This is a genomic window from Serratia quinivorans, from assembly GCF_946227985.1.
Lineage (GTDB): Bacteria > Pseudomonadota > Gammaproteobacteria > Enterobacterales > Enterobacteriaceae > Serratia > Serratia quinivorans_A.
Genome location: NZ_CAMKGL010000003.1, coordinates 71964 through 87837, shown reverse-complemented (window position 1 = coordinate 87837; position 15874 = coordinate 71964). Strand labels below are relative to the sequence as shown.

At 56.7% G+C, this 15874-nt stretch carries 15 protein-coding genes; 7 read left to right on the top strand and 8 right to left on the bottom strand.

The features are described 5' to 3' along the window. Positions 1 to 3: 3 nt before the first annotated feature. The gene (locus OCH02_RS11800) at positions 4 to 1032 is read right to left on the bottom strand and encodes a zinc-dependent alcohol dehydrogenase family protein (RefSeq protein WP_261431422.1); all 1029 of its coding nucleotides are present in this window, start codon (positions 1030 to 1032) and stop codon (positions 4 to 6) included. A 108-nt stretch (positions 1033 to 1140) separates the two neighbouring features. On the opposite strand from OCH02_RS11800, the gene OCH02_RS11795 reads away from it, so the two are divergent. After that, entirely contained in the window at positions 1141 to 2061 is a 921-nt protein-coding gene (locus OCH02_RS11795; RefSeq protein ID WP_261431420.1) for a LysR family transcriptional regulator, read from the top strand. A gap of 27 nt (positions 2062 to 2088) precedes the next feature. Here the strand turns inward: OCH02_RS11795 and OCH02_RS11790 are convergent, their stop codons facing one another. Both OCH02_RS11790 and metC read right to left on the bottom strand, forming a co-directional pair. Then, positions 2089 to 2751, bottom strand: coding sequence for a DedA family protein (locus OCH02_RS11790; RefSeq protein ID WP_174354535.1), 663 nt, complete (start codon positions 2749 to 2751; stop codon positions 2089 to 2091). Between the two features lie 153 nt (positions 2752 to 2904). Continuing rightward, entirely contained in the window at positions 2905 to 4101 is a 1197-nt protein-coding gene (gene metC / locus OCH02_RS11785; protein WP_261431419.1) for a cystathionine beta-lyase, read from the bottom strand. 223 nt (positions 4102 to 4324) lie between these two features. Between metC and exbB the strand changes: the two genes are divergently transcribed. From exbB to OCH02_RS11765, 4 genes are all read left to right on the top strand, one after another. Further along, positions 4325 to 5296: a tol-pal system-associated acyl-CoA thioesterase gene (exbB, locus tag OCH02_RS11780; RefSeq protein ID WP_261431418.1), complete on the top strand. Its 972-nt coding sequence runs from the start codon at positions 4325 to 4327 to the stop codon at positions 5294 to 5296. A gap of 3 nt (positions 5297 to 5299) precedes the next feature. After that, the gene (gene exbD, locus OCH02_RS11775) at positions 5300 to 5722 is read left to right on the top strand and encodes a TonB system transport protein ExbD (RefSeq protein ID WP_261431417.1); all 423 of its coding nucleotides are present in this window, start codon (positions 5300 to 5302) and stop codon (positions 5720 to 5722) included. A gap of 136 nt (positions 5723 to 5858) precedes the next feature. After that, positions 5859 to 6119, top strand: a complete 261-nt coding sequence (locus OCH02_RS11770; protein WP_261431416.1) for a type II toxin-antitoxin system ParD family antitoxin — start codon at positions 5859 to 5861, stop codon at positions 6117 to 6119. Then, complete coding sequence (locus OCH02_RS11765; protein WP_261431415.1) at positions 6119 to 6412, top strand: type II toxin-antitoxin system RelE/ParE family toxin; 294 nt, start codon at positions 6119 to 6121, stop codon at positions 6410 to 6412. Before OCH02_RS11770 ends, OCH02_RS11765 begins: the two co-directional genes overlap by 1 nt. Positions 6413 to 6564: 152 nt before the next feature. On the opposite strand, the gene OCH02_RS11760 is transcribed toward OCH02_RS11765, so the two are convergent. The 5 genes from OCH02_RS11760 to OCH02_RS11740 all read right to left on the bottom strand — a co-directional run bounded on the left by OCH02_RS11760 (position 6565) and on the right by OCH02_RS11740 (position 13028). After that, positions 6565 to 7608, bottom strand: a complete 1044-nt coding sequence (locus OCH02_RS11760) for a LacI family DNA-binding transcriptional regulator (RefSeq protein ID WP_261431414.1) — start codon at positions 7606 to 7608, stop codon at positions 6565 to 6567. 21 nt (positions 7609 to 7629) lie between these two features. After that, on the bottom strand, positions 7630 to 9039 hold the full coding sequence (locus tag OCH02_RS11755; RefSeq protein ID WP_261431619.1) for a sucrose-6-phosphate hydrolase: 1410 nt from the start codon (positions 9037 to 9039) through the stop codon (positions 7630 to 7632). Further along, the gene (locus OCH02_RS11750; protein ID WP_261431413.1) at positions 9039 to 10409 is read right to left on the bottom strand and encodes a sucrose-specific PTS transporter subunit IIBC; all 1371 of its coding nucleotides are present in this window, start codon (positions 10407 to 10409) and stop codon (positions 9039 to 9041) included. The genes OCH02_RS11755 and OCH02_RS11750 overlap by 1 nt, the downstream gene beginning before the upstream one ends. 65 nt (positions 10410 to 10474) lie before the next feature. Then, positions 10475 to 11884: a carbohydrate porin gene (locus OCH02_RS11745; protein ID WP_261431412.1), complete on the bottom strand. Its 1410-nt coding sequence runs from the start codon at positions 11882 to 11884 to the stop codon at positions 10475 to 10477. Between the two features lie 214 nt (positions 11885 to 12098). Continuing rightward, positions 12099 to 13028 carry an aminoimidazole riboside kinase gene (locus tag OCH02_RS11740; RefSeq protein WP_261431411.1) on the bottom strand — a complete coding sequence of 310 codons (930 nt, stop codon included), beginning with the start codon at positions 13026 to 13028 and terminating at the stop codon, positions 12099 to 12101. Between the two features lie 581 nt (positions 13029 to 13609). On the opposite strand from OCH02_RS11740, the gene OCH02_RS11735 reads away from it, so the two are divergent. Both OCH02_RS11735 and OCH02_RS11730 read left to right on the top strand, forming a co-directional pair. Beyond that, complete coding sequence (locus OCH02_RS11735) at positions 13610 to 15325, top strand: ShlB/FhaC/HecB family hemolysin secretion/activation protein (protein WP_261431410.1); 1716 nt, start codon at positions 13610 to 13612, stop codon at positions 15323 to 15325. 10 nt (positions 15326 to 15335) lie between these two features. After that, positions 15336 to 15866, top strand: a complete 531-nt coding sequence (locus tag OCH02_RS11730) for a toxin-activating lysine-acyltransferase (protein WP_261431618.1) — start codon at positions 15336 to 15338, stop codon at positions 15864 to 15866. Positions 15867 to 15874: the final 8 nt, after the last annotated feature.

Genomic DNA, 15874 nt, shown 5'->3' with positions numbered 1-15874 from the left:
AATTCAGCGCGTCAGTACAATTTTGCCAAACGCCCCGCGCTCGAGATGGTCGAGTGCCTGCGGCAGTTGGTCAAAGCGATAGCGTTGATCAATCACCGGTTGCAAGCCATTGGCATCCACCGCCCGTACCAGATCTTCCAATGCGCGGCGGTGGCCGACGCCAATCCCCTGGATCACCGGCGACTTTAGCAGCAACGGTCCGGCAGGGGCCGAGACCTCAAAGCCCTCCAGCGCACCGATCACCGAGATACGTCCCTGCACGGCGACGGCGCGAACCGAATTGCCGAGATTAGGGCCGCCCACGGTGTCGACCACGTGGTCGATGCCGTGATCCTGTGTTAACCGATATACCGTCTCTACCCAATCGCCATCCAGGCGATTAATGCCGTGATCGGCCCCCAACGCCTTGGCACGCGCCAGTTTTTCGTCGCTGCTGGACGTGACGTACACCTCGGCACCCTGCAGTTTGGCGATCTGCAGCGCGAACAGCGCTACGCCGCCGGTCCCCTGTACCAGCACTGATTGGCCAGAGAACAGGTGGCCCTGTTCCACCAATGCGAACCAGGCGGTCAGCCCGGCGCAGGGTAGGGTGCTGGCCTGTGCGTCGTCCAGCGAGGTGGGGGCGGCCACCAGCCAGTCCTCATGCAGCACCACATATTCCGCCAACATGCCCTGATAAAAACCGCCCAGCGTATGGTAAGGCGGGGTGCGCGCATTACCATAGGGCTTCTGTTTGCCATCTATCCAACCGGGGCTGAAGGTAGAAATTACCCGCTCGCCTGGCTGGAAGCGGCTGACATCGGCGCCTATTGCGTCGACTTCACCGGCCATGTCGGAGGTTGGAATAAACGGCTGTGGCAGCTCCAGCCCCATGCCGGTTTCGATCATCAACTTATCGCGGTAATTAAGCGATACCGCATTCACTTTCACCCTAATCTCATGTGGTCCCGGTTGCGGAATGGCGCTTTCGCTCAGTTTCAGGTGCTGACGCCCAAGGGCATTCATTGTCCAGCGTTGCATTGTTTCGGCCATGATTGACTCCAAAGTCAGTGATAAACAGACCTGTGGATATTATCGTTGATTGAAGTTCGCCAGTGGCGATAAGATTTCCTTTGATTGTTTCTCTAAGGGCTACAAATCATGACCGACCGATTGAGCGGTATTTCGGTGTTTGTCACCGCCGTGGAGGCGGGCAGCTTCGCGCTGGCGGCCAGTCGGCTGCACCTTTCACGCTCGGCGGTGGGGAAAACCATTGCCCGTCTGGAGCAGCGATTGGCTGTGCGCCTGTTCCACCGAACTACCCGCAGTTTGAGTTTGACCGACGACGGCGCTCTGTTTTATGAACGTTGCTTACGGGCACTTGAGGAGATCCGCACCGCAGAAACTCTGCTGGAGTCGGGCAAACAGCAAGTCAGCGGCAGGCTGAGGGTGTCGATGCCGGTGCTGTTCGGCCGCATGTGCATTGCGCCGCTGTTGACCAGTCTGGCGCGTGAGCACCCGGGGCTGGAGCTGGAACTGTCGTTCAACGACCGCGTGGTGGATTTGATTGAGGATGGTTTTGATCTGGCGATCCGCAATGGGGCGCTGGTTAGCAGCAGTGGGCTGGTGGCGCGGCATATCGGCGACCACCGTATGACGTTATGCGCTGCCCCGGCTTACCTGCAGCAGCATGGCGAACCGAAAAGCCTTGAACAATTGATTCGGCATGACGCGGTGACTTACATGCGTGCCGGTGTGGTACGTAACTGGCTGATCCCGGATAGCGACGGAAAAATACAGGAAGTGATGCCGAACACGCGGTTGCAGATGGACGACCTGCAGGCGATGGCGGACGCCACGGTGGCTGGGTTTGGTATTTCCTGGTTACCTTGTTGGCTGGTACGGGAATCGTTATTGAAAGGGGAATTGGTCAGGCTGATGAGTGAGTGGCCCGGTATGTCATTTGAGGCGCACGCAGTATGGCCGCAAACGCCACATTTGTCGTTGAAGGTGCGTCTGGCGGTAGATACGCTGGTGAGCAAATTGCCCCCGAGCCTGGCGCTGGTTGAGAAAGCTTTGTAGGGGCGACTCATGCCGCCCGTAAGCGTATCAGGAAGAGGCGGCGCGCTTTTTACGCCAGATAACCAGCATGGCACCCAGCAGGCCCACCAGCAGCAGTACCAGCGGCAGGATCATCAGCCCGGTCATCACCTGGCTTTCGTAGCGTTTCACCAGTGGGATCTGGCTGAAAGCGTAGCCAAGACCGACTACCGCGCCAACCCAAATTACGGCGCTCAGCCAGTTAAATATCTGAAAGCGCGTGCTGTTCAGGCCTGAGATACCGGCCATGGTCGGCAGCAAGGTACGAACAAAGCCCAGAAAACGGCCGATCACCAGTGCCATCAGCCCGTGACGGTTAAACAGATTATGCGCACGTTGATGATATTGGGCAGGCAGTTGCAGCAGCCAGCCTTTGACCAAACTGGTGTGGCCCAGCCAGCGCCCCTGCACGTAACTCAACCAGCAGCCGAGGCTGGCGGCAACGGTTAAAATGATCAGCGTTGGCACAAAGGCCATCACGCCTTTGGCGATCAGGGCGCCGGATAACAGCAGCAGGCTGTCGCCGGGCAAGAAGGAGGCTGGCAGTAGTCCGTTTTCTAAAAATAGAGTGGTGAAGAGTACCGCATAAACCACCCAAATTACGCTTGGATCGGCAAGGGCAATAAAGTCCTGCTGCCAAAGCGCATGAACAATCTCTCGTAATACATCCATTATATATCCTGTTGCATGCCGGTTGCGCCTGGGGTTGGCTTCCCCAGGATGCGGTGTTGACCGTATCTGACAGTTACCCGGCTAGTGTAACGCTAATAGCTTAAGCACACATTAAACAAGGCGAATAAAGTTGCCATTGCAACAGGCGGCGCGTCAGTGCGTGTTGGCGATACGCTCAAATCCGGCGGCGAGGTCATCAATCAGATCCTGCACGTTCTCCAGTCCGATATGCAGGCGCACCAGGGTGCCGGAGAAGTCGACGCCGCCGGCTGGGCGGATGGCTTCCAGCTCCTCCGGTTGGTTAGCCAGGATCAGCGACTCATAGCCGCCCCAGGAATAGGCCATGCTGAAGTGGTTGAAGTTATCCAGATACTCGGCCAACTGTGCGTCGCTCAGACGCTGTTTCAGCACGAAAGAGAACAGGCCGTTACAGCCGCTGAAATCACGGCGGTAAAATTCGTGGCCCTTGCAGCTGGGTAGCTCCGGGTGATTGACCACCGCCACCTCCGGCCGCTCGGCCAGCCAGTTGGCGACTTCGATGCTGCCTTGCTGATGTTGCTTCAGGCGTACGCCCAGCGTGCGCAGGCCACGGCTGGCCATATAGGCGGTATCGGCGTCCACCATCTGGCCCATCAGATAAGAGTATTCGCGCAGTTGATCCCAACAGCGCTGGTTTGCCACGGCGGTGCCGAGCATGTAATCGGAGTGGCCGATAATGTATTTGGTCCCGGCCTGAATCGAAATATCGATGTCGAATTCCAGCGCCTTGAACAGCACACCGGCCGCCCAGGTATTGTCGATCATGATCACCACTTCAGGTGCCACCGCGCGAATTGCCTGCACCATGGCCGGGATATCCTGAACTTCCATGGTGATCGAACCGGGTGACTCCAGAAACACCACGCGGGTATTGGGCTGAATAAGCCCGGCGATATCGGCACCGATCAGGGGGTCAAAATAGGTGGTAGCCACGTTCATGCGGCTCAGAATATGGCTACAAAAATCCTGTGTGGGTTCATACACCGAGCCGGTCATCAGCAGATGGTCGCCGGCGCTGACAAAGGACAAAATGGCGTTGGAGACCGCAGCCGCGCCGCAAGGGTAAAGTACACAACCTGCGCCGCCTTCCAGCTCAACCATCGCATCCTGTAACGCGAAGTGGGTCAGGGTGCCGCGCCGGCCATAAAACAGTTCGCCATGTGCCCGCCTGGCGGTGGCGTGCTTTTTGGCCGCCACGGAATCAAAGACCAGTGATGAAGCGCGTTGGGTGACGGGATTGACGGAGCCCTGGGTATAGCGCTTGCTGCGTCCTGCGCCGATCAGGGTGGTTTCGATGTTTTTTGACGTCATAGGAGCGGCTCACCTTTGGCTTGGTCTTCACGGGATGTTTGCGATAGCCCTTACGTTAGCATGACACATGATAGCCATCCAGACGTTTTAACTGCTAAATGTAAAAGCATTGCCGATTATTTGGTAAATAATAATGAGAACTACTATCAATCCCTGATTGGTTTGATATGATCGCAAGCTGAATTATTCCTCAATTTTGATCGGTAACGGGTGGAGGCACAGCGTGAAAACGGCTGGCAAGAATTTAAATCAAGGATCGTTCGGTCAGGGCCGGGCGCAATGGGGCCAGGCATTTGGCCGTGGTCTGATCGCTTCAATGGTATTGGTAGTGGGTCTGGCCGGTAGCGCTCAGGCTGCTCCGGCGACTAATCCGGCCGTTACCCAGAGCGTTGCTCCGGCCTCTGCGCCTGCCGCAGCCGCGCCTGAAAGTATCACACCGCTGAATCCGCAACCGACCATCCTGCCGCCGGAAACTCGCGGTATGGACCTGTCCGTCTGGGGCATGTACCAACATGCGGACATCGTGGTGAAAATCGTGATGATCGGTTTGGTGCTGGCGTCTATCGTCACCTGGACCATCCTGTTTTCCAAGGGCAGCGAACTGTTCCGCGCCAAGCGCCGTCTGCGCCGCGAACAGCTGGCGCTGGCCAATGTCCGCTCGCTGGATGAAGCCTCCGAGCTGGCACAGAACTTCTCGGACGAGAGCATCAGTTCCGTATTACTCAGCGATGCGCAGAACGAGCTGGAGCTGTCGGCAGAGTCTAACGACAACAATGGCATCAAGGAACGTACCGGTTTCCGTCTGGAGCGTCGCGTTGCGGGCTATAGCCGTAACATGGGCCGTGGCAATGGTTTCCTGGCGACCATCGGTGCCATCTCGCCGTTTGTCGGTCTGTTCGGCACCGTCTGGGGCATTATGAACAGCTTTATCGGTATCGCTCATTCGCAAACCACCAACCTGGCCGTGGTTGCCCCCGGCATCGCAGAAGCGCTGTTGGCAACCGCATTGGGGCTGGTGGCCGCGATCCCGGCGGTGGTGATTTATAACATTTTTGCCCGTGTGATCAGCGGTCATCGCGCTCAGGTTGGCGACGTGGCTGCGCAGGTGCTGCTGCTGCTGGGTCGCGATTTGGATCTGGCCGCCACGGCACAAGCCAAACGTTCACAGCATTCACAGCAACTGCGGGTGGGGTGAGTTATGGCGATGCGCTTAAATGAAGATTTGGACGACAGCGGCGAACTGCATGAAATCAACGTGACGCCGTTTATCGACGTCATGCTGGTGCTGTTGATCATCTTTATGGTGGCCGCGCCGCTGGCAACGGTAGATATCCGTGTCGATCTCCCGGCTTCCTCAGCCAAACCGCAGCCGCGTCCGGAAAAACCGGTGTTCCTGTCGGTGAAAGCGGATAAGCAGCTATACGTTGGCGAACAGGCGGTCAGTGCAGATCAACTGACGTCGGTGCTGGATCAGCAAACTCAGGCGAACAAAGAGACCACCATCTTCTTCCAGGCGGACAAGACCGTGGACTACGAGACGCTGATGAGCGTGATGGATACGCTGCGTAAAGCCGGCTACCTGAAGGTGGGGCTGGTGGGGATGGAAGGCGCCGCCAAATAGCGGGCTGACATCACCCAAGGTAAAAAGGGCGCTCAGGCGCCTTTTTTATTGGCTGAGTTTTGTACAAAAGCTTGACGAGTCGTCAGCCAATAAACTACTAATAGATAGTAACTAACACTACTTTTCGGAGACAGCTATGCCAACCAGCATTGCTTTAAGCCCTCATTTTGAGAAGTTCGTTCATGAGCAAATCGACAGTGGGCGTTATGGCAACGTCAGTGAAGTGATACGGGCGGGTCTGCGTCTGCTCGAAGAACATGAGCGGGCGATGAAAATCGAACAGCTGCGAGTGGCCATTGTACAGGGCGTTGAAAGTGGTGAGGGAGTCCCAGCGGAGGAGGCGTTTGCGCGTTTGCGGGCTAAATACCAACGGATGGTGGATAACGGAAGTGACTAATGGAGCTAACAATATCGCCGGCAGCGGTATGTGATATTGAAAATATTGGTGATCATATTGCGCAGGATAACCCAGTCCGTGCGCTTAGTTTTATCTCTGAGCTTTACCGCCAATGCCAGCACATTGGCGAATCCCCCGAAGCCTATCAGAAACGCCCTGAGCTTGGTCGAGGCGTCAGGATAAGCGCCTATGGTAAATACCTTATTGTTTTTACTGCGATACAACGCAATGTCAGGATTGAGCGTGTATTCCACAGTGCGCGAGATATTTTGCGCCTCCTGGCTCAGCGTTAAAACGTTAATGGCTGGTACGTCGGTTCAACCCCCAAAGTTCAATACCATTCAGCCACGAGCATGTGCCGTAGCGCAATCACCTCTGCCCCGGAAAGCACCTGTTTGCCATGCTCACGACTCATGACGAACTCCTTAACCGGGACAAGAAAAGCCTAAGGCTGGCCGAGCAATGCCTTCGAACCGGCGTGGCGCCAGTGGATGTTGCCCGGCAGGTAGAGCGCGTTCTGCTCTAATGGCCGCTCGTCAATCAGCGCGCTAACCATGTCGAAACTGTGTTGAGCCAGTGCGCGGCAGTCCTGCGCCACGGTATCGATTTTTAACGTCAGTCCGTCGAACAGGTAGTGATCGTCAAAGCTGCACAGATGCAGATCGCTCTCCATCAGCTGGTGCTGATTCAGATATCGCAGCACCCCTTCCAGCAGGCCGCAGGCGGCGGTAAACAGTGCCTTGGGCGGACGGCCAAGTTGCGCACAGAGTTGGGCGAACATCTCGTAGCCGGAACTGGGGTGATAATTACCGTTGATGATCCATTCCTGTTTACACACGACCCCGGCACGTTCCAGACCGAGTTGGAAACCGGCCAGCCGATCGCGCGTGGGTGAAATACGGGGTTGGCCGCCAAGGAAGTAGAATTCGTCCGGATGCTGGCGTGCGACGTTTTCCACCAGCGTGGCGGTTGAGGTTAGCGAGTCGGTGATCACCAGCGGCAGATCGGAGCCGATGATCAGCCGGTCCATCTGCACCACCGGCAGACCGGCGTTAATTTTTTGGTATTCCGCATCGTTAAGCTGGCTGGAGGCGACAATCAGGCCGTCGACCTGGCGTTGTACCAGACTGTTCACCGCCATCATTTCCTGCGCCGGGTTCTCATCGGTACAGGCGATCAGCAACTGCAAACCGGCCTCGCGGCACAGGGTTTCCAGCTCGCGTGAAATCACCGCAAAACCGTAGTTGGTCATTTCCGGCACCACCAGCCCCAGGGTATGGCTGCGGGAGGAACGCAGCGAACGGGCGTGGAAGCTGGGCTGGTAGTGGTGCTCGCCGGCCAGTGCCAGGATACGATCGCGGGTGTCGTCGGACACCCGATATTCCTTGCTGCGACCGTTAAGCACCAGGCTGGCGGTCGATTTTGACACGCCGGCCAGTGCGGCAATATCACTGATGGTAATGCGTTTATTTTTTTTCACTGACGGCATCTGAATTCATGGAAGGATGCGTCATTCTAGCATGCATGGCGTCAGCGACCAGTGCTCGAGCGCCAGTGGGGTTTCACCGCTCAGTTGCAGTTGTGGTTGTGGGCCGGGGAAGTAGCGTGCGCTCATCACCGCCTCGCCGTGGTTGATAAAAATCTCCACGCTGGAGCGGTCAAACAGGATCTGCAGCTGGCTCAGGTTGCCGCGCCAGTAGCGATGTTCCGGCTGCCCGTTACGCAGATTATTACGCGTCAGTCGTAGCAAGGCACCGTCCCACAGCAGCGTCATCGCCCCGCCGAAGTCGGCGGTGAATGCCCCCTCTGGCGTTAGCAGCAGTTCCGCGCTGCCGACGGGCCAACATGGCGCTTCGTCGGCGATCCCCTGCCATTGCCGGCTTTCACCACGCAATTGTTGCAGTTCGCGCGCCGGTTGTTGGTAAAGCTTGCCGTGATGCAGCGACAGTTCGCGCGGGCAGGTCAGGATGTGGATCCAGCCGTACTGCAGCGTCGGGTGATAATCCTCGTCCTGTTCCGGCACGCCCATCCAGCCGACCAGTAACCGGCGGCCGTCTTCGGCCTGGGTGGTTTGCGGCGCATAGAATTCGAACCCGAGATCCAGCTCGTGGAAGGCACCATGTTCGAACCTGGCCTGCCGATAATCCAGCTTGCCGGTCAGATAGCCCGCCTGATAAACGTTGAGATAACGTTCGGTCTGCGCCGCCAGCCCCTGTGGGCAGCAGATCAGCACTTCGGTATCGTCCAGCGTGAACAGGTCCGGACATTCCCACATATAACCGAAATCGCCGATGCCGTTCAGCTGTGAACCGGCAATCTCGCCCAGCAGCTGCCAATTGCGCAGATCGGCGGAGCGCAGCAGCAGCACTTTGCCACGGTCTTGCAGATCACGAGCGCCGAGCACCATGTACCAATCTTCCTGATGACGCCAAACCTTGGGATCGCGCACGTGGCCGCTATAGCCCGGCGGCAGCGGTAATACCGGGCCGAGTTTGTCATAGCCACCCTGGGCATTTTCTTGCGCCAGGCACTGATAAGCGGTGCGGGAGCCATCGGGGTATTTGACGTTGCCGGTATACGCCAGCATGATTTTGCCGTCCGTCACCACCGCCGAGCCGGAGTAACAGCCGTGGCTGTCATAGCAGGCTCCCGGCACCAGTGCCACCGGCTGATGTTGCCAGTTGACCAGATTCGTCGACTGCCAGTGCCCCCAACACTTGTTGCGGTGATCGCAACCCAGCGGGTTCCATTGATAGAACAGGTGGAAGACGCCGTTATGCTGAATAAAACCATTGGGATCGTTAAGTAGCCCAACGCTGGGTGCCAGGTGCCACGCCGGCCGGTGCGGCGCACGCAGCACCTGCGGCATGCCGCTCATTAACGCCTGAACGGCCTGTTTCATCAAATTCAGCTCTTCCATCATTCACTGTCCGTTTTGTATTTCAGCAGCAACGAGAGAATAAAGGCACTGCCGAAGGCGATCACCAGGCCAATGATATAGCTGACCAGCGAACTGGCCTGCACAATGGCCAGCCCCGGGATTGCCGTCAGACCGACCGCGTTCATGCCGACATGGTTGGCCACCACCCAGGCACCGCCGAGCGCACCGCCTGCCAGCGCTGCCAGGAAAGGTTTCACAAAGCGCAGGTTAATGCCGAACAGCGCCGCCTCGGTAATGCCGAGCATGGCGGAAAAGGCCGAAGGCACCGCGATGGCTTTGATCTTGGCGTCGCGGGTTTTGAAATAGACCGCCAGACAGGCACCGCCCTGAGCGATATTGGCCATCGACCAGATTGGCAGCAGGAAGTTAACGCCGATATTCGGATTGCCGAGCAGTCCGGCTTCGACGGCATGGAAGCTGTGGTGAATGCCGGTGATGACGATGGCGGAATACAGGCCGCCGAACAGCAAGCCGGCAAACCAACCGGCGTGGGCAATCAGCGTGCTGAGCACCAGGGAGATGCCATCACCCAGCGCGCGGCCGGCCGGGCCGATAAACAGCATGGCGACGAAGCCGGAGATCACCACCGTCAGGAACGGCGTCAGGATCAGATCCAGCGAGTTGGGGATCACTCTGCGCAGCTGTTTTTCCAGCGTGCTCATAAACCACACCGTCAGCAGCACCGGGAACACCGTGCCCTGATAGCCGATCATGGCAATCTGCAACCCGAAGAAATCCATGGTGTGAAAACCGCTGGCGACGCCCCAGGCGTTGGTCAGTGCCGGGTGAGTCAGAATGCCGCCGAGCGTAGCGCCCAGATAGGGGTTACCCCCAAATTCACGCGCGGCGGTGAAGCCGATCAGGATCGGTAAAATAATAAATGCCGCTGAGCTGAACATATCCAGCATCACAAATACGGCGCTGCCGGAATCGACCCAGCCGTAGGTTTTCACCATGCCGAGCAGGCCCATCAGCAGGCCGGAGGCGACGATAGCCGGGATGATTGGCACAAAGATATTCGACAGCAGGCGAGCTATACGTTGCAGTGGGTTGAGTTTTTTCGCCGCGATATCGGCGGCCTCAGACTTGCTGGACTCGCTGACGCCAGCCGCCTTGATAAACTCAGCGTGTACCTTGTTGACCAGCCCGGTACCGAAAATCACCTGGATTTGCCCGGCGTTGCTAAAGCAGCCTTTCACCCCTTCCAGCTTGCCGATCGCCGCTTTGTCCATCTTGCTGTCATCAACCAGCACCAGGCGCAAGCGCGTGGCGCAGTGGGCGGCACTGGCTATGTTCTCTTTGCCGCCGAGCAACGGCAATAGCGCGTTAGCGGTTGCGGTAATGTCCATGTTCACTCCCTTAATCAATAAAAATGCCGCCGCGGTGTTTCGCGGCGGAAATCAGTTCATCAGCGTCAGAAGAAGTACTTGAACCGGGCACGTACGCCGTAGCGCTGATCGTTGCTGGAGTTGGCAATTTTGTTATCTGCATTGGCCTCCAGCATCGAGACGTAGGCCCCGAGATACAAGTTAAAGTTCTTCATATTCATGATGTTTGGTATTTGGTACGAGGTATGAATGGTATGAATATCATATTTGCCCGGCTCGCTGAGCGGGTTGCGGATGTCGGCGCTCATACCGGCGGTATTGAACTCTTTGATGTTGTTGTGGGCATAGATGTAACCCACTTCAAAGCGACGCCACAGTACGTTGATACCGGCGGTCAGGTCCTGCTCGCCGGAGGCGTCCAGGTAGGCGGTGCTCAGGTTGGCAACCACGCCGTTGTCCGGGTTGGCGGCGGTATTGTTCCAGCTGAGAGTCATGCCGTAGCCGTTACGTTTGGACTGGTCGACGAATTGCCCCTGGCCGTCGTGATAGCCGTAGGCATTGTTGACCACGTTGCTTTCCATAGCCACTGCTGCGCTGAGCTGGTCTTTTTTCCAGGCGATCACCGGCCGCAGGTAGGCGACGTTTTTCTTATTATCCAGGCTATTGCCGTGGTAGGCGTCGTCCTGGAACAGGGAGGTGCCGTCCTCCACCAGCGTATTGAGCTCAAAGTAGAAGTTACCGGCGTACTTGCTCAGCATCAGGTTGCCGCCGCTGCTGCTACGACCACGACCTTCTTTCATCATGTAGATATAGCCAAAACCGTCGGCATACAAATCGTTGGCGGTGTTGCCCGAATACTGGATGAAGGTGTCCTGATTGAGCGGGAACATGTCGTAGGCTTCAAAACGGCCAATCTTGGTCTGCCAGTTCTTTTCGTTACCGAAGAAGAAGGCGGCATCGTCGAGGTTCATTTTACCGGTCATGTCGGCTAACGGCTGCACGCTGAAACCGGAGAAGTTGCCGTCCGGGTTGCGTCGGTAGCCGTCTACACCGACCAGAATGCGGCCGTTGATATCCCAACGTTCTTTGTTGCCCGGCTTCCAGTCCTTGTTGTCGCTGCTTTTCAGCGAGGTGAGCTGGCCGCTGCGGCTGGCGCCGTCCAGGTTGAACTCGACGTCGCCGTACAGTTTCAGGTCGGTTAATCCGGTGAGTTGCAGCTTGCCGGCCGGTGCGGCGTGGGTTTCCAGCGTCGCGGTGCGCTGAACAACCTGTTGGGTTTGCTGCTCGGTGTTGGCGGTGCGTAATTCCAACTGTTGTGCTTTGCGCTCCGCCGCTGTGGCACGCGTTTCCGCCTGGACAGCCCGCTGTTCGGCCTGTTGCAGCCGTTGTTCCAGCGCATTCAGGCGTGCCTCGATACTGGTATTGGTACCAGTCGCTGCCGCAGAGGTAGAGATGAGAAGCCCTGTAGTGACTGCCAGATAGCCTAGTTTTTTCATGATTTTCTATCATCCGGGAAGGTTGTTATTATTTTTTGCTAAATTGCTAAACCGGTTTTTCAGGAAGAAAGATAGAGAGTTGAACGGCGGCTGGCAATCAAGTTTGCTAACCCGATTCAGCTATTGTGATCAAGTCCGCAAATTATGTTCTGGAGATGAAAGGGGGCAGGCACCCAATGCCCTGTGGCATTGGGCCTGACTCATCGCTAGCGGGTTAGCGTCGCAGGAAGTCCTGCAACTCGTCGGCATGCGGCAGGGCGGTCATAGCGCCTTTGGCAGTGGTGGCCAGCGCCCCGCAAGCCTGGGCCTGGGCGATCACTGCCGGCCATTGATCTTCCTGCGGCAAAGCGGCCAGGTGTGCCAGTGCGGCCAGCAGACCGGCGACAAAGGCGTCACCCGCACCGGTGGTATCGACCGGGGTGATTGAAGGGGCGCGGAAATGGCGGATCTGTTTACCGTCATGCACGCAGACACCGTCGCCGCCCAGTGTCACCAGCAACAAACGCAGTGGGTAGCGCTGCATCATCCAGTCGATACCGCTCTCCAACTCGCCGATATTGCTGATAAAACTCAGTTCTTCCAGCGAGATCTTCACCACGTCAGCCAGCAGTAACGCCTTTTGCAAGCAGGGGCGCAACGCTTCCGGCTGGCGCCAAACGTCTTCACGAATGTTTGGGTCAAAGCTGACCCAGCCGCCGGCCGCCCTGATGTTCTCCATCGCGGTGAAGGTGGTGCTGCGGCTCGGTTCCTGCGACAGAGCGATAGAGCAGACGTGCAGCCATTCATCTGCTTTGAAATCAGGCAGATCCTCGGGTTGCAGGAACAGATCGGCGCTCGGGCTGACCATAAAGGTGAAGGAGCGTTCCCCCATCAGATCAAGATCCACCACCACGGTAGAGGTGTGGTGGTCGGGGTCTTTTGACAGATGGCTGATGTCGACCTGCTCTTCGCTCAGTACCTGCTGCAGGAAAGCGCCGAAACTATCCTGGCCTACCCGGCCGATAAAGCCGCTGTTGCCGCCCAGACGGGCGATGCCGACCGCCACATTGGCCGGTGCGCCACCGGGGCATTTAAGGTAACTGTTTGAATTTTCAGGTACCAGGTCGACAACTGCATCACCCAGAACCCATACGCGATTAACCATGTTCGATCCCCGTGTTCATTGCTGTCTGATGGCGAGCTAAAATAGAAGAACCGGTTTAGCATTGCAACGAAAGAATCTGTCGCGAAAGGTGAAAGGGCAGCAGACTGCGAGGTGGCTACGGTTTGAGGGAGGAATAAGTTATATCGAATATGAATAAGTAACGCATTGACAAATATAATTAAAAATCGGTATGGCAATTAATCGCAAATTTGATCTCTGGCGAGAACGAATAAAATGGTTAATCACATTGGAAATAGGAAGTTTCCTAAAGGTTGTGTCCTGTTTGGCATTAATGACTCAGTGATGAATAATTGCATTGTTTAGATGCAATTATTCATGAACATGAATGCCAATAAAAACAAAAAATGCATGTAATCATTAAAAAAACAGTGAGTTAAGTGTTATTTTTGAATTGAGTTAACAGCGAAAGCATTAGCGCTACAGATCATTCTTATTAAGCATTTTGTTACCCAGAGCCCATTGCGGACCAAAATTAAGTTGATTGCGAGCTATTCGTGCGCATAATGTTTGCGTTTTTTTACAATTCTTATCTTTATTTGTCTCTCGACAGGGAAAAAGTAATGCGCCATTCCGCGTACTCGTCGCTCAGCCTTGCTGTGCGTAAGGGCTGTATTCCATTAAGCTCTGTTGTCTTGCCGCTATTTATATACAGCCAGTCGCTTCAGGCGGCCACTTCAAGCAGTGAGCAACTGATCATACAGCAGCAGCGGCAAAAGGCGCTGGAGCAGCAACTGACACCGCCGACACCGGATGTGCGCTTATCTCCGCCTTCGTCCAGCTTTGGCCGCATTGCTTTCCCGCAGGAAAAAACCTGCTTCCCTATCGATCAGGTGGTGTTAACCGGTCAGGACAAACTCCCTCATTGGCTGCCGTTGCAGCGTATCGCCGATCAGGCGCAGGGCCGCTGCCTGGGCGGGCAGGGTATTAACCTGCTGATGAGTACCCTGCAAAACCGGCTGGTGGATCACGGCTATATCACCACCCGCGTGCTGGCGCCGACGCAGGATCTGAAAAGCGGTAAGCTGCGGTTGGTGGTGGTGCCGGGCTACGTGCGGCAGGTGAAATTGACACCGGACAGCGGCCATTACATTCAACCCTACAGCACATTCCCGGCCCATGCAGGTAACCTATTGGATCTGCGCGATATCGAACAAGGGCTGGAAAACCTGCAGCGTTTGCCGACGGTACAGGCCAGCATGGAAATCATTCCCGGCGAACAGCCCGGCGAAAGCGACATTGCCCTGAGCTGGAAGCAGGAGCGCATGTGGCGCGTTGGCGCTTCACTGGATGACTCTGGCACTAAAAGCACCGGACGTTATCAGGGCGGTTTGACGCTGTCGCTGGATAACCCGTTCTCGCTCAGTGACTTGTTCTATATCTCCGGCTCCAGCGATCTGCAAAATCAGGGCGGCAAAGGCTCCAAAAACATTACCGGTCATTATTCGGTGCCGTTCGGCTACTGGATGGCGGGGGTAACTGCCAACAGCTATGACTATCATCAGACCATTGCCGGTCAGAATCAGGATTACCGTTACAGCGGCAAGAGCAAGAACCTGGATTTCCAACTCAGCCGGGTACTGCACCGTAACGGCAGCCAAAAAACCACGCTGACCTACGACGTGCTGGCGCGCGAGTCAAGCAACGCCATCAACGATACCGAAGTGGAAGTGCAGCGTCGGCGCACCTCCGGTTGGCGTTTGGGATTACAGCATCGCCACTATATTCAACAGGCTACGTTGGACGCGGGCGTCAGTTATCAACGCGGCACCCGCTGGTTCGGCGCATTGCCTGCGCCGGAAGAGACCTTTGGCGAAGCCACTGCACTGAGCAAAATTGTGCAGCTCAACGCCCAGCTTGACGTGCCGTTCAGCCTGTTTAGCCAGAACTTCCGCTACAACGTGCAATACCAGCGGCAGATCAGCGACACGCCGCTGACGCCGCAGGATCAGTTTGCTATCGGCAACCGCTGGACGGTGCGCGGCTTTGACGGTGAGCGCACCCTGAACGCTAACCACGGCTGGTTCGTCCGTAACGATCTGGCCTGGCGCACGCCGTTGCAGGGGCAAGAACTGTACCTCGGTGCCGACTACGGCGAAGTGGGGGGCTACGGTTCTGACTATCTGGCGGGGCAACACCTGGCCGGCGGCGTGGTCGGCCTGCGCGGCTATGCGTTTAAGGTCGGTTACGACCTGTTCGCCGGTGTGCCGTTCTCCAAACCTGAGGGTTTCAGCACCAGCCCGGTCACTCTGGGCTTCAACCTGAGCTGGAACTACTGAGGACATGACCATGCGCATAGGCGAATACGATATCAGAGCGCCGCTGATCCTCGGCGGTGACGACAGTGAAGCGGAAGCCTTTGGGGCTGCCGTCTGGTTGTGGATGCATTCGCCGATGCATCGCGATGCGCCGCTGCACACGCTACCGACGCTGCTGTTGCCGATCATCAAGCGGCAACAATATGTGCTGGCATCACACCAGAATCAGCCGGTGTTTTTCCTCAGTTGGGCCTGGATGAATCAAGAGGCCGAGGCGCGTTATTTAACGCAACCTGCGGTGAATATGTTGGAAAGTGACTGGAACAGCGGCGATCGTATGTGGTTCTGCGACTGGATAGCGCCCTTTGGGCACACGCGAGAAATGCGCAATCTGATCGTTCGGGACATTTTCCCGCACCTGTGCATGCGGGCGCTGTATCACCGCGGAGATCGGCGTGGAAAGCGCGTAGTGAACTTTAAAGGTGCGCAGGTCAGCCATCAGCAAGCGCAGCAATGGTGGGTAAACCACCCGTTAGCCGTCGAGCCGTCAGAAATTCAATAAGGACATTG